This is a genomic window from Chromohalobacter sarecensis (assembly GCF_023061135.1).
GTDB classification, from domain to species: Bacteria; Pseudomonadota; Gammaproteobacteria; order Pseudomonadales; family Halomonadaceae; genus Chromohalobacter; species Chromohalobacter sarecensis.
The window spans coordinates 208,681-222,233 of record NZ_JAKGAN010000005.1 but is presented as its reverse complement, the minus strand read 5'-3'; the positions used below and the strand labels follow the sequence as shown (position 1 = coordinate 222,233).

Here is a 13,553-nt window from a genome sequence, read left to right as displayed (position 1 = left end):
GGAGTACACGTCATGTCGGATACACAAGAGCGCTGGGGCATTCCCGGCACCTATGTTTTCGACCTTGCGCTCTCGCGGCAAGGGTATGCCATCAACAAGATGTGCAACTCGCTCAAGTTCGACGAGAACCGCGAGGCCTTCAAGGCCGACGAAGAAGCCTATATGGAACGCTATGGCTTGTCGGAAGAACAGAAACAGGCCATTCGCGAGCGTGACTGGCTTCGCCTGACCCAACTCGGCGGCAACCTGTTCTTCTTCCTCAAGCTCGGGGCCACCCTGGGCTACGGGCTCTACACCATCGGTGCACAAATGCGTGGCGAAAGCTACGAACAGTTCATGTCCACCCGCAACGTGCCAGGAGCAACCTAATGGGCAAGATCGTCGCCGGTATCGGCTCCTCCCATGTGCCCTCGATCGGGCGTGCCTACGACCAGCAGAAACAAACCGACCCCGCGTGGCAGCCGCTTTTCGACGGCTACGAACCGGTCAAGCGCTGGCTCGCCGAGGAAGTGAAAGCCGATGTCGTCATCCTCGTCTACAACGACCATGGCACCGAGTTCTTCCTCGACTGTTACCCGACCTTCGCGCTGGGCGTCGCCGACAGCTACGCGGTAGCGGACGAAGGCTACGGCAAGCGCCCGCTGCCGGACTTCCCCGGCGACGCGGCGTTTTCCGAGCATCTGGCCAATCACCTGGTCGCCGATGAGTTCGACCTGACCCTGTGCCAGGAAATGGCGCTGGATCATGGCTTTCTCACCGCCATGCCTCTGCTGTGGGAGCACGACGACACGGCATGGCCGGTCAAGGTGGTGCCACTGCTGGTCAACGTTATCCAGCATCCCCTCCCCACGGGGCAACGTTGCTACAAGCTGGGCGAGGCCATTCGTCGCGCCGTCGAGGCCTACCCCGAGGATACCCGCGTCGCCGTGGTCGGCACCGGTGGCCTCTCGCATCAACTCAACGGCGAGCGCTTCGGACATATCAACGAAGAGTGGGACAAACAGTGGCTGCAACGCATCCAGGACGAGCCTCGGGAGCTAGCCGCCCTGTCGCACAAGGAAGTGATGACGGCGGCCGGCGCCGAGGGCGGTGAAGTCATCATGTGGTTCGTGATGCGCGGCGCGATGACCGAGCGTGTCGAGGAAGTTCATCGCTTCTACTACGCCCCGATGACCACCGGGATCGGGCTCCTCGCGCTCAACAACAGCGACTGACGTCCACATTCGAACGAGGTAATGAAGATGGCACATATCATCGGCGGACTCGGCGTTTCCCACACCCCGACCATCGGCTTCGCCGTGGATCACGCCAATCAACAGGTCACCTACTCCGTGGCCCGCCGCCGGGATACCGACGAGACTCCGTCGCCAGATACTTGCTAAGCTAACGTTTTATTTCACCACCCTGGGAACGTTCGATGGTTCATAAAAAGGCAATTGCGTATTCAGTGTCATTCGCCGCTTTTCTGGGCCCTTTTACTCAAACCGTCTACGTTCCCATCCTCCCCGAGCTGCAAGACACGCTGGCCACCAGCCAGCTGCTCATCAACGCCAGTATCTCGGTGTTTACCTTCATCATCGCCTTCATGCAGATCCTCTACGGTCCGCTGACCGACAGTCTGGGACGCAAGAAAGTCTTGCTCCCCGGGATCGCGCTTTACGTCGCGGCGTCGATCGGCTGTTTCTATGCCGATCACATCACCTCGCTGCTCTTCTTCCGCGTGTTCCAGGCGGTGGGGATCGCGACGGGGTCGGTGGTCGCCGTCACCGTCATCGGCGATCTTTTCCAAGGCGAGGAGCGCCTCAAGGCGATGGGCACCTTCCAGATGATGGTCGCGCTCGGCCCCGTCATCGGGCCCGTAGCGGGCGGCTTCATCGCCGGTCGGCTCGACTATCACTTCGTCTTTCTGGCGCTGGCCATCGCCGGAGCGCTGATCGGCATCATCAATTGGGCATTGCTCCGGGAGACCAAGCCCGCCGGCCCTGCCCGCAAAATCGATATGGCCGAATATGCCCGCATTGCGCGCGATCGACAGGGGCTGACCCTCGGCATTCTGGGTTTTGTGCAGTTCTACATTTACTATAATTTCCTGGTCTATTTGCCGGTGATCCTCGACCGGGGCTATACGCTCACCGTGGCCCAGAAAGGGCTGATGTTCCTGCCGCTTTCCGTGGCCCTGGTGCTGGGCAGTTTCCTGAGCAGCCGTGTGCAGAAACGTCTGTCGACGGAAAGCCTATTGGTAGCCACCACACTACTGGGGGCCATCGATGTCGTGGTCTTTCTCGTCACGACGATGCACTCGCTGGCGATGCTCATCACCACCACCTTTATTTTCGGCCTGCTGCTGGGCCTCTCGCTGCCCGCGCAGACCGCGCTGCTGACGCGCGTCTTCGTCACCCACCGCGCCACCGCCGTGGGGCTCTACAATTTCTTTCGCTTCATGGGCATGGCCAGCGGGCCGTTTCTCGGCGCTCTACTCTTCAGCCTCGGCGATCTCACACTATTGTTCAGCATCGCCGCCCTACTGCTGCTGCTCATCGCCCTACTCGCTCGGCACAATCTGACGCCCGCCCGACATACCTAGGCGGAGGCACCCAAAAGCATATTTGTCTCTCCGGGGCCAACCGCGCCTAGAATGAATGCATGCATCGCGCCTGTTGCCAGGCGTGGTTGATATCCATCGCGCACAGGAGGTCCCCATGTCATTGACGCCTTCCACCATGATCGAGCTGGGCTCGCCACTGCCGGCATTTCGTCTTCCCAATGCCGAGGGCAAGGAGGTCGACAGCGCAGACTTCGCCGGACGCCCGGTGCTAGTAGCGTTCATCTGCAACCACTGCCCCTTCGTCAAGCATATCGCGGATGCCTTCGCCGACTTCTCCCGCGAGTACCAGGCCAAGGGGCTGACGGTGATCGCCATCAACAGCAACGACTTTCACGCCCATCCGGACGACAGCCCCGAGCGTATGCGCGAGGAAATCGACGCACGCGGCTACACCTTTCATTATCTGGTGGACGAGAGCCAGGACGTGGCGCGCGCCTTCGAAGCGGCCTGCACGCCGGACTTCTTCCTCTTCGACTACGAGCATCGCCTGGCTTATCGCGGCCAGTTCGATGCCAGCCGGCCCAGCAAGGAAACGCCCGCCACCGGGGAAGATTTACGCGCCGCCGCCGACGCCGTGCTCGCGGACCGCGCACCGTCGGCCCAGCAAATCCCCTCCATGGGCTGCAACATCAAATGGAAGTGAGCGATGTTCAGCGCGCGCGGCGCCGTATCGCCAAGGCCCTCGCGCCGACACCGCTGGTGCTCGATCACGCGCTTTCCGATCGTCTGAGGCGGCGTGTGTGGCTCAAGGCCGAATCACTACAGCACACCGGTTCCTTCAAGGCGCGCGGCTCGCTGAACTGGCTGGGCACGGCCAGTGACGAGGAACTCAGCGGCGGACTGGGTGCCGTATCCGCCGGCAACCACGCCCTGGGGCTGGCCTGGGCGGCACGCCAGCGGAGCGTACCCGTGACCATCGTGATGCCCGAGAATGCCAGCCCCTTCAAGGTAGAAGGCAGCCGCGCGCTGGGGGCGGAGGTCATCCTGCATGGCGATATCAACGCGGCCTGGGCATTGATGCATGACCTGGTCGAGGAACGCGGCTTGACGCTAGTTCATCCGTATGACGACGAACGCATCATCGCCGGCCAGGGCACGCTGGGGCTCGAGGTACTCGAGCAGGCGCCCGACGCGCAGGCAATCCTGTGCCCGGTCGGTGGGGGTGGGTTGATCGGGGGCATCGGAGTGGCCACCTCGGCACTGCGTCCCTCGCTCTCGCTGATCGGCGTGGAACCCAGCGGGGCGGCCAGCATGGCGCATGCCTGGGCCCAAGGCGGCCCGGCGAAGCTCGACAGGGTCGAAAGCTGCGCCAAGAGCCTGGCCGCCGCCATCGTCGGCGAACACACCTATCCGCTGAGTCGCCGTCACGTCGCCGCGCTCCTCGCCGTGGACGAAGAGGCCATTCACCGCGCCATACGCCATCTGCTCTACCAGACCAAGCTGGTCGCGGAGCCCGGCGCCGCCGTGGGCGTGGCCGCCCTGCTGGAAGATGCCGCCACGCTGCCGCCGCAAGGCGATATCGTAGTCATCGTCACCGGCGCCAACCTGGGGAGCGACGAGCTAGCCGGCTTTCTTTGATGGAAGCGCTTGAGCGGCGTTCTGGCAGCACGTACTCGAGTGACCGCACTCAGAAGTCGAAGAACACCGTCTCGCCCTCGCCCTGAAGGCGAATGTCGAAGCGATAGCGGGGCTTGCCCTCGCCTTCTTCGCGCGTGGCGATCAGCGTCTGACGCCGGGTGGGCGACTCGACCGCATTGAGCACCGGGCAAGCCGCGTTGGCCTCGGCTTCGTCCTCGAAGTACAAACGCGTATGCAACTGGATATTGATGCCACGCGCGAACACGGCGAGCGTGACGTGCGGCGCCATCAGGCGACCATCGCGACGCGTGGCCTGGCCCGGCTTGACGGTGTGAAAGCACCACTCGCCGTCGTTTTCCGCCGTGGTCGCGGTGCGCCCGAAGCTGTTGAAGGGCGCGCGTAGATCGAATTCGCACTGGTAGTCGCCATGCGCGTCCGCCTGCCAGGCTTCCAGCAAGGCATCGCGCACCAGGTCGCCGTTGCCGTCGATGACGCGCCCCACGAGCTCGATGGCCTCGCCGTCGGCCTCCGGCGACGCAAGCCGGTTCCAGATTTCTTCCTCGCGCGGCGGCAAGCCGGCGATATCCAGGGCCAGGCCGATATGCACGTAGGGGCCGGCCGTCTGCGACGCGGTTTCACGCAGCATGGTTTCAGCGCAGGGCTGTGAGTTCGGCTGTTGCATGATTTACCCCTGATTCTCGAAATAGGTTTGCAGTTCGCCGCGGACCACCAGGTCGAAACGGTAGGCCAGGCAATCCATCGAGCGGCTACGCGCCATGTCGAGACGACCGGTCATCGTCTCCACGGCCTCGGGGTCGCGCAGGGTATCCACGATGGGGCACAGCGGAATCAGCGGATCACCCTCGAAATACATCTGCGTGATCAGCCGTGTAGAAATCGACGGACCCATCACCGAGACGTGGATATGCGCCGGGCGCCAGCTATTGATGTTATTGGGCCAGGGATAAGGGCCGGGCTTGACGGTACGGAAGCGATACCAGCCTTCGTCGTCGCTCAGGCAGCGCCCCACACCACCGAAGTTGGGGTCGAGCGGCGCCAGGTAGCCATCCTTCTTGTGGCGGTAGCGCCCGCCAGCATTGGCCTGCCACATTTCCACCAGCGTGTTGGGCACCGGCTTGCCGAACTGATCGACGACGCGGCCGAACATGATGATGCGTTCACCGATGGGCAATCCGGCCTGCCCGGTGCGCGCGGGATCTTCACGATAGTTGAGCAGCAAGTCGTTGTCGTGGGGCCCCATGCGCAGGCGCGAGAAGTCCGGGCCGCCGAGTTCGGAGACGCTGGGCGCCTGCATGCTGACGTAGGCCTGGTTGGGGGAGCGCGCCACCGTCGTCTTGTAGCCCGGCGCATAGGCCGGAGGGTGCCAGTTACGGTCGCGCTCGACGAAGCGCTTGTTATCGTTGCGAGGCATGCGGATCTCCTGATCGAAAGGACCGCGGCACGAGCGAACGCCGCGATATCATGCCTCATTGTCCGGGCCTGGCCCGGCCTGCCAATTGAAATGGCCGACCACCGCTATAACCCAGAGGATATATCGGCCAAAGGTCTATAAGACGAAGGCATAAGCATGCGACCGAGCGCCGTCACACCGAAGGCGCTGCCATTTCGGCAACGATATCGCGCAGACACGCGCTCAAGGCGTCGACACCGGGGTTGCGCGGCAGGGCAATGTTGGTGCACACCCCGACGGAGCCGCCCCGTGATTCCAGGCGCACGGGCAAGCGTGCCAGACGGCCATCGCGGAGATCCTCGCGTACCGCATCGAGAGGCGCGACCCACAGCGCGTCGCTGGCCAGGGCGTAACGACGGCTCAGCGAGAGCGACAAGGTTTCCAACGCGATACGCGGCGGCTCGGCGCCTTGCTCGACCCAGAAGCGCTCGACCTGATCACGCAGGGTGGTCGACGTTGGTGGGACGATCCATGCATGGGCGGTCAACGCTTCGCTTTCCAGTGTGTCGTGCGCCAACAGCGGATGTCCGGCGCGCACCACCAGCACCAGCGGCTCATAATACAGGTGCTCGAACTGCAGGCCGCGAATTTCGCGCGCTTCGCTCATGCGTCCGGCCACCGCGTCCAACTCCCCCATTCGTAGGCGGGAGAGCAGGTAAGCGCTGGGCCCCGTCACCACATGAACGCGCCATTGCGGTGCCTGGGCATGCAGGCGATGCAGCGCCCGAGGAAGCAAGCCTTCCTCGACAGTCGACAGCGCACCCAGACGCACCACCGCTTCCTGCTGGGCAGTATCCCGTACCGCCTGAAACCCCTCGCCCAGGCTGCGCAGCGCCGGGCCGGCGTGACGCAGCAGGGTCAAACCGGCGGCGGTCAAGGTAGCGCCTTGCGGGCTGCGCTCGAAGAGCGTCGTCTCGAGAATCTCTTCCAGCTCGCGAATCGTCTTGGACATCGCTGGCTGGGTGATGGAAAGCGCCTGCGCGGCCTTGGCCAAGCTCTGCAGTCGCGCGACTTCCTGAAACGCCATGAGATGGCGCAGCTTGACGCGAGCGCTCAGCATCGCGGTGTCCTCACGAATCACGGGCAGGGGTGCAACGCACACATGAAGCGCGATGTCGCGACCCCGCCAAGGTCGGCATCAGTGAGAAGAGGATACCAGCAGGCGCTTGGTACCGGCCATGGCGACGCAGATTATCGCCATCGACTCATTGCCGTGAAACACAACGGCGCCGCCTCGTAAGGCGGCGTCGTGTCACGCGAGTGTAGCTGCATTACAACGCGCATTTGCCATCACGCAAGGACAAGGCCTTATCGTAGATCGCCTGAGCATTGTCGATGCCACGTTCTTTCAGACGTTCGAGGTAATGCTCGGTGCCTCGCTTCAAGGGGCCGGACCACTGCGGGTCATTCAAGGGATCCTCGACGCTATGGATCGTGTCGCCCTGCTCGCGCGCCTGTTCCTTGCCTTGGGTATCGAGCCTGTAGAATACCTTGCCCGCTTTCTCGGCCCAGCGCATGCCGCTGTTGGCGTCGATCGCCTTACGTGCCTCGGGTGACAGCGCCTCGTATGTGTCGCGGTTCATGATGGCCATCAGGGCACCCGTGTAATAGGGAATATCCAAGTGGTAGTTGGCCAGCTCATTGACCTGAAAGACCTTCATGGCCTCCCAAGGCAGGCTCAGGCCATCGATCACGCCACGCTGCATCGAGGTATAGATGTCCGGTGCCGGCATGCCCACCGGATCGGCGCCCATGCTTTCCAGCATGTCACTGGAGACCTCGCTGGGCGTACGGATACGCAGCCCCTCGAGATCCTCGGGTGACTGGACCTCGGTTTCGCGCGTATGCAGGGGGGCCGGCCCGGTGGTGAAAAAGAACAGCGGATGCGAATCGGCGTACTCATCACCCAAATCATTATCGTCGTAGAGCGACTGCAGGATGCACGCCCCTTGCGGCGCGCTGGCGGAGACGCCGGGCAATTGCACGATCTCGGAAAGCGGGAAGCGCCCCGCCGTATAGCCCTGCAGCGTGATGGTGATATCAGCAACGCCGTTGACCACCCCTTCGTAGGCGCTGTTCGCCTTGCTCAACGTCTGCGAGGGATATATCTCTACTTGAAGCGCCCCATCGGAATCTTCCTTGACCTGCTTCGCCCAGGCCTCGATGAGATCTTGATTGACGGCGGATTGCGCCGGCCACAGGTGGCCCAGACGCAGCGTGGTATCGGCCTGGACACCGCTTGCCGCAGCGGTAAGCCCGAGCCCCAGAAGGCAGCATGAGATGGCGTGTTTCATTATATGACCTCGTTATCGTTGTGTGATGTGTACGGTCGTGTGGCATTCACAATCTGGCGACGTGCTTGTTATGCAAGGCGTTTTTCAAGGCTCGATGGTGGTCGTGGAAACTTCGATGACGCGGGGCTTGTCATCGTCGAGGGCGGTTTGCAGTGCCGTCTCGAAGTCATGACGGGCCGAGACGGCCACGGCTTCGACGCCATAGCCCTTGGCCAAGGCACAGAAATCGAGCCCGGGCACGTCGAGTCCGGGTGAGTCCTCGGCATCCAGCAACCGGGAAAACCAGCGCAGCGCCCCGTAGGTGCCGTTCTTCAGGATCACGAAGACCACCGGGATACGATATTGCGCGGCGCTCCACAGCGCGGTGATGGCGTAATTCGCCGAGCCATCGCCGATCACGCCGATCACGCGACGCTCGGGGCGCGCCAACTGCACGCCGACAGCCGCCGGCAAACCAAAGCCCAGCCCACCGGCGGCGGGGAAGAAATAGCTACCGGGATGGCGCATTTCCACACGTTCCCAGAACGCCGTCACCGTCGAAGTCGACTCCTTGACGTAGATCGCATCTTCCGGGGCTAACGCATTCATGACATCGAACACCGTCTCCGGTGTCAGTAGGCCCTCGGGGTCCACTTGCGGCTCGGGCCGCGGCAACGCTTCGGGACGCGCCCGGTCGCTCTGCTGGAGACGCGGCATCAAGGCCTCGAGCGTGGCGTGGATGTCACCGATCAGGGCATCGCCCATGGGGGCGCGCGCGGCTTCCTGCATATCGCAGGTAAGATGGATCAACTTGGCGCCCTCGGGCAGGTAACGCCCTGGCGCGTACTGGTGATAGCGGAATACCGGCGCACCGATGACGACGATCAGGTCATGCCCCGCGAGGCGATCCGAAATGCCCTGTATAGCCGCCGGCAAGACGCCACGAAAGCTCGCATGGCGCGTCGGGAAGGGGCAGCGCGAGGCCGACGGCGCCACCCAGGCCGGCGCGTTGATGCGCTCGGCCAGCGTCACAGCCAAGGCGTTGGCACTATACGCATCGACATCCGGCCCCAGCACCAACACTGGATTGCGGGCCGCGTTCAAGCGCTCCGCCAGGGTCTCGAGTTGCGCCTCAGAGGGTAGCGCGGCACTGCTCACCTCACGCTCGCTGAGCAGCGCGGTCTCTGCGCTGACCTCATGCCCCCAGTCATCGTGCGGAATCGACACGTAGACCGGCCCCCGCGCCGGCAAGTTGGCGGTGTGGATCGCCTGACTCAAGGCACGTGGCACATCTTCCGGACAGCTCGGCTCGTAACTCCACTTGACCAACGGTCGTGGCAATTGCGGCGCATCCACGTTGGCCAGCATCGACTCGACACCGATCATCGAGCGCGCCTGCTGGCCAGCAGTCAGCACCAAGGGGGAATGCGAATACCAGGCATTGGTCAACGCGCCCATCGCATTGCCGGACCCAGCAGCAGCATGCAGGTTCACCAGGGCCGGACGTCCACTGGCCAGGGCAAAACCATCCGCCATGCCGACGACGACGCCTTCATGCAACCCCAGAACATAACGAAAATCAGTTGGGAAATTCTTTAAGAAAGGCAGCTCATTAGAGCCGGGATTACCGAAGACAGTCGTCAATCCCTGGCGACGCAATAGTTCATAAGTCGCAGAATGTACGGTGGGCATAACTACCTCGAAACGTCGTATTATAGAACGATAGTTTTCTTGCCAACACTACTCAAATCATTATTCTTTCTATACAAAATAAACAGGACTTATTCGAATGCGCCCTATAGACCTTAATCTCATACGGACATTCGTGACACTGTATGAATCGCGTAGCGTTACCCTCGCCGCGCACCGGCTCAATGTCACCCAACCCTCCGTCAGCTATTCTCTTTCCAGGCTTCGCGAACTTTTCAATGACCCTCTCTTTTCCAGAACGCGCGATGGCATGGAGCCCACTTTCCTTGCCACGCAGGTCTACGCGTCTTTTCGCCATGCCTTGACGCAGATCGAGCACACCATCAGCGACAATCAGCATTTCGATCCTCGCCACTCGCAGCGGCGTTTTCGGCTGGCATTGACCGATTTGGGAGAAACGACACTGCTGCCTGCGATTCTTCAGCGCATGCAGGCGCTAGCGCCACATGTAGAGCTTGAGGTCGTGCCGCTGGAAATAGAGAAGATCAACGCATGGTTCGACAATAAAAGTGTCGATGCCGTCGTTTGCAGCCGGGATATAACGGCGCCCAGCCTGGGGAAGAAAGCCATTATTGAGGAGCGCTATGTCTGCTTGCTAAGCAAGCAGCATCCACGCGTTCAGCAGACGCTCGACATGGAGACCTTTACACAAGAACATCACATCGTCATCTCGCCATCATCGGGCCACGGGCTCGTCGAAGATATATTGAAGGCACATGACATCAGCCGCAAAGTCAGCGTCGTCGTGCCTCACTTCTCGGCGTTGCCTCGTATCCTGGAGAATTCAGAATTGCTGGCGATACTCCCCCAGCAGATCGCGCAAATCTTTGCTCGGGAAGCCGCCCTACAGATATGTGAGCTGCCTTTCGACGTGCCGAATGTCGAGGTAACACTTTACTGGCCACGCCATGCCGATGACTCATCGGCGCAAGAGTGGTTCCGTCAAACGCTCATCGAGGCCATCGCCCCGGGGCATGAAAAGGACGGTCCGTCAGACACACGCTGACGGACCATGCGGTGTGACTTACGACTCGCAGGATTCCTTGAGGGTCATGACGTTGTCGTACGTCTGGGCCCCTGGTAATCCGTCTTCCTGTAAGTCGCTCACATAACGATTGATCGTGTCCTTGAGAACCGGTCCCCAATCGTCGTCCTGCAACGGGTTATCGATGGTGATGATTTCATCGCCCGCGTCGAGCGCTTCCTGACGACCTTCTTCGATGAGTCCATCGTAAACGCTGGCGGCCTTCATCGACCATTCCATACCGCTATGCTCGTCGACGACTTTCTGGAGATCGTCCGGCAAGTTCTCGTAGTCGTCCTTGTTCATCGTCGCGATCAGTGCCAGGTCGTATAGCGGCACCTCGGTGTGGTAATTGACGAGTTCGTTGACGCGGAACGTCTTGGCGCCTTCCCAATTGATGCTCAAGCCATCCATTACGCCACGCTGGAGCGAGGTGTAGATATCCGGTGCCGGCATACCGACGGGTTGCGCGCCAAGATCTTCCATCATGTCACCCACCAACGAGGTCGGACGACGCAGGCGCATGCCTTCCAAGTCGCTGGGCTTTTCGAGCAGCTTTTCCTTGGCGTGCAGGTAGCCAGGCCCGGTCGTGAACATGAAAAGCACGTGCGAATCCGAATATTCCTGATCGAGGTCGCCTTGATCATAGAGCTTCTGCAAGACACAGGAACCTTGACGACTGCTGTTGGAAACACCGGGGACTTCGATAACCTGGGTCAGGGGAAAACGCCCAGACGTATAGCCTTGGGCCGTCGCCCCGATATCGGCGATACCATCGACCACCGCCTCATAGGTGGCGTCCGACTTGGCCAACGTCTGGCCCGGGAACACCTGAACTTCCAAGCGACCGTCAGAGTCTTCTTCCACGCTATCGGCCCACGCCTGAAAGATTTCCGTGTCGATCTTGGAGCCACCTGGCCATACGTGGGCCAGGCGTAGCGTTTCCGCCTGCGCCAGACTGGGCAAAGCAGTGAGCCCGAGGGTCAAACCGGCGGCGTAGCATATTGTTTTCATTTCAGAACCTCATTATTTGTTTATTGCTATCGTTCGTCCATCAATACAGCTAGCGTTTTCCACTCCTGGAATCAGATGAGAAATAGGGTAAGTACGGGGAACGCAATCAGTAGCGCCAATCGAACGAAATCGGCGGCGATGAAAGGCGCCACTCCCTTGAAGATTTCCCCCAGCCCCACATGGGGTGCCATGGCTTTGATCACGAAGACATTCATCCCCACCGGTGGCGTTATCAGACCTAATTCGACGGTCAAAACGGTCACGATGCCGAACCATACCGGATCGATGCCCACTGTCTGAATGATCGGGAACACGACCGGCACGGTGATTACCAGCATGGCGATCGAATCCATGAACATCCCGAGGATAAAATACAGCAGCAGGATGCATAGCAGCACGACGAGCGGCGTGAGATCCATACTTAACAGGAACTCACTGATAGTGAAGGAGATACGCGAGACCGAAATGAAGTAGCCCAGCGTCTCGGCTCCTACCAGCATGAAAAACACCACCGAGGAAAGTGCCAATGTTTCCTGCACGGCCTGCCACAACCCCCTGGCTCGCATCCCTTTGGCCAAGGCATACAACAAGGTCGCGAATGCCCCCACGCTCGCCCCTTCTGTGGGCGTGAAAGCACCGAAATAAATGCCCAATATAAGCAGCAGAAAAACACCGAAGAAAGGTGACAATCCTGCCAGGGATTTGATTTTATCGCTCCAGGATGTGGGCTCTCCCGCGACCGCAAGCGAAGGTTTGAGCCGCATCACGACGGTGATCGCCAATGAATAGAAAACGAGCCCCATCAGACCGGGTATAAGGCCCGCCATGAACATATCGCCTACCGACTGTTCGGTAAGAATGGCGTAGATCAAAAGCGCGATACTCGGCGGAATCATGATTCCCAGCGTTCCGCCGGCGGCCAGTGCGCCGGTGGCTAGACCACGGTTGTAGCCATAGCGCTCCATCTCGGGCAGCGCGACACGCGTCATGGTGCTTGCCGTCGCAAGAGAAGAACCGGAAATCGCCGAAAAGATTCCGCAGGAACCAATCGCCGAGATCGCCAGCCCCCCTTTCCAACCTCCGCAGATCATGCGTGTAGAATTGAACAATTTACCCGCCATGCCGGAGTGCGCCGCCAAGACACCCATTAAAATGAACATGGGAACCGCACTAAAACTGTAGTTAGACAGTACCTCCACCGGGACGGATTTGACCATCGACAGGGCGGCGCCCATGTTGATGATCTGCGAGAACCCCACGACACCGACGATCAACATCGATAGCGCCACGGGCACACGCAGCATCATCAACACCAGCAGCGAGGCCAGACCGATACCGCCAATCATTTCACTACCCATTGGCGCTTTCCTCCTGTTGGCCGAAGACGCCGCTCAGCAAGACATGCATCAAGCTTCGCAAGCTGAGTAGTGCACTCAGAAAGGCGGCAAACAAATAAATAGGTCCCATGGAAATTCTCAAGTCTTGCGTGACTTCACCATGAGATATGGCACCGAGCCCCGAATTGATCAGACCCACGCACAAGATGATCCCAAGCACCATGAAGCCCAGAAGGTAAAAGCCGTGCAAGCGCGCCTTGAAAACATCGTTCATACGATGGGTCAGCGCTTCGACCACCACCTGGCTTTTCTCGACGCTCGCGGCCATGGCGGCGAGCAGAGAGAACAGCATCAGGTAACTGACTAGTTCCACGCTACCCGACACGCTGAGGGATATCGCACCACTAGTAAGATCACTCAAGTAACGCAGACCCACGTCGAGAATGGTGACCGACAGCAAAGCCAGAAGCGCTATACCGGCAATGATTCTGCACAGGGAGCCCAGCCAGTGGCTGAGCCGAGTGAGCCCTTGCTGCATACC

General features: G+C 60.7%; 15 protein-coding genes. 7 read left to right on the top strand and 8 right to left on the bottom strand.

What is annotated here, in order from left to right:
* Positions 1-12 precede the first annotated feature (12 nt).
* The 6 genes from L1071_RS10155 (at position 13) to L1071_RS10130 (ending at position 4,183) form a co-directional block, all read left to right on the top strand.
* Positions 13-369 carry a protocatechuate 3,4-dioxygenase gene (locus L1071_RS10155; protein ID WP_246974148.1) on the top strand — a complete coding sequence of 119 codons (357 nt, stop codon included), beginning with the start codon at positions 13-15 and terminating at the stop codon, positions 367-369.
* Positions 369-1,214, top strand: coding sequence for a class III extradiol dioxygenase family protein (locus tag L1071_RS10150; RefSeq protein ID WP_246974137.1), 846 nt, complete (start codon positions 369-371; stop codon positions 1,212-1,214). Before L1071_RS10155 ends, L1071_RS10150 begins: the two co-directional genes overlap by 1 nt.
* A gap of 27 nt (positions 1,215-1,241) precedes the next feature.
* Positions 1,242-1,382 (top strand): hypothetical protein, encoded by a 141-nt coding sequence (locus tag L1071_RS10145; RefSeq protein WP_246974134.1) that lies wholly within the window; start codon positions 1,242-1,244, stop codon positions 1,380-1,382.
* A gap of 65 nt (positions 1,383-1,447) precedes the next feature.
* Complete coding sequence (locus tag L1071_RS10140) at positions 1,448-2,584, top strand: MFS transporter (protein WP_246974132.1); 1,137 nt, start codon at positions 1,448-1,450, stop codon at positions 2,582-2,584.
* A 115-nt stretch (positions 2,585-2,699) separates the two neighbouring features.
* Entirely contained in the window at positions 2,700-3,248 is a 549-nt protein-coding gene (locus L1071_RS10135) for a thioredoxin family protein (RefSeq protein WP_246974130.1), read from the top strand.
* The gene (locus L1071_RS10130; protein WP_246974127.1) at positions 3,239-4,183 is read left to right on the top strand and encodes a threonine ammonia-lyase; all 945 of its coding nucleotides are present in this window, start codon (positions 3,239-3,241) and stop codon (positions 4,181-4,183) included. Before L1071_RS10135 ends, L1071_RS10130 begins: the two co-directional genes overlap by 10 nt.
* A gap of 49 nt (positions 4,184-4,232) precedes the next feature.
* Here the strand turns inward: L1071_RS10130 and pcaG are convergent, their stop codons facing one another.
* From pcaG to mdlC, 5 genes are all read right to left on the bottom strand, one after another.
* Positions 4,233-4,865 carry a protocatechuate 3,4-dioxygenase subunit alpha gene (gene pcaG / locus L1071_RS10125; RefSeq protein ID WP_246974124.1) on the bottom strand — a complete coding sequence of 211 codons (633 nt, stop codon included), beginning with the start codon at positions 4,863-4,865 and terminating at the stop codon, positions 4,233-4,235.
* Between the two features lie 3 nt (positions 4,866-4,868).
* The gene (pcaH, locus tag L1071_RS10120; protein ID WP_246974121.1) at positions 4,869-5,615 is read right to left on the bottom strand and encodes a protocatechuate 3,4-dioxygenase subunit beta; all 747 of its coding nucleotides are present in this window, start codon (positions 5,613-5,615) and stop codon (positions 4,869-4,871) included.
* Between the two features lie 172 nt (positions 5,616-5,787).
* A complete protein-coding gene (gene pcaQ, locus L1071_RS10115) occupies positions 5,788-6,714 on the bottom strand; it encodes a pca operon transcription factor PcaQ (protein WP_246974119.1) in 927 nt (308 codons plus the stop codon).
* Positions 6,715-6,925: 211 nt separating this feature from the next.
* Entirely contained in the window at positions 6,926-7,948 is a 1,023-nt protein-coding gene (locus L1071_RS10110; RefSeq protein ID WP_246974111.1) for a TRAP transporter substrate-binding protein, read from the bottom strand.
* Between the two features lie 84 nt (positions 7,949-8,032).
* A complete protein-coding gene (mdlC, locus tag L1071_RS10105; RefSeq protein ID WP_246974108.1) occupies positions 8,033-9,619 on the bottom strand; it encodes a benzoylformate decarboxylase in 1,587 nt (528 codons plus the stop codon).
* 97 nt (positions 9,620-9,716) lie between these two features.
* Here mdlC and L1071_RS10100 point away from each other — a divergent pair, with 97 nt between their 5' ends.
* A complete protein-coding gene (locus L1071_RS10100) occupies positions 9,717-10,643 on the top strand; it encodes a LysR family transcriptional regulator (RefSeq protein WP_246974089.1) in 927 nt (308 codons plus the stop codon).
* Between the two features lie 18 nt (positions 10,644-10,661).
* Here L1071_RS10100 and L1071_RS10095 read toward each other — a convergent pair whose 3' ends face one another.
* The 3 genes from L1071_RS10095 to L1071_RS10085 form a co-directional block, all read right to left on the bottom strand.
* On the bottom strand, positions 10,662-11,675 hold the full coding sequence (locus L1071_RS10095; RefSeq protein WP_246974086.1) for a TRAP transporter substrate-binding protein: 1,014 nt from the start codon (positions 11,673-11,675) through the stop codon (positions 10,662-10,664).
* 71 nt (positions 11,676-11,746) lie between these two features.
* Positions 11,747-13,033: a TRAP transporter large permease gene (locus L1071_RS10090; RefSeq protein ID WP_246898439.1), complete on the bottom strand. Its 1,287-nt coding sequence runs from the start codon at positions 13,031-13,033 to the stop codon at positions 11,747-11,749.
* Positions 13,026-13,550: a TRAP transporter small permease gene (locus L1071_RS10085; protein ID WP_246974083.1), complete on the bottom strand. Its 525-nt coding sequence runs from the start codon at positions 13,548-13,550 to the stop codon at positions 13,026-13,028. Before L1071_RS10085 ends, L1071_RS10090 begins: the two co-directional genes overlap by 8 nt.
* Between the last annotated feature and the right edge of the window lie 3 nt (positions 13,551-13,553).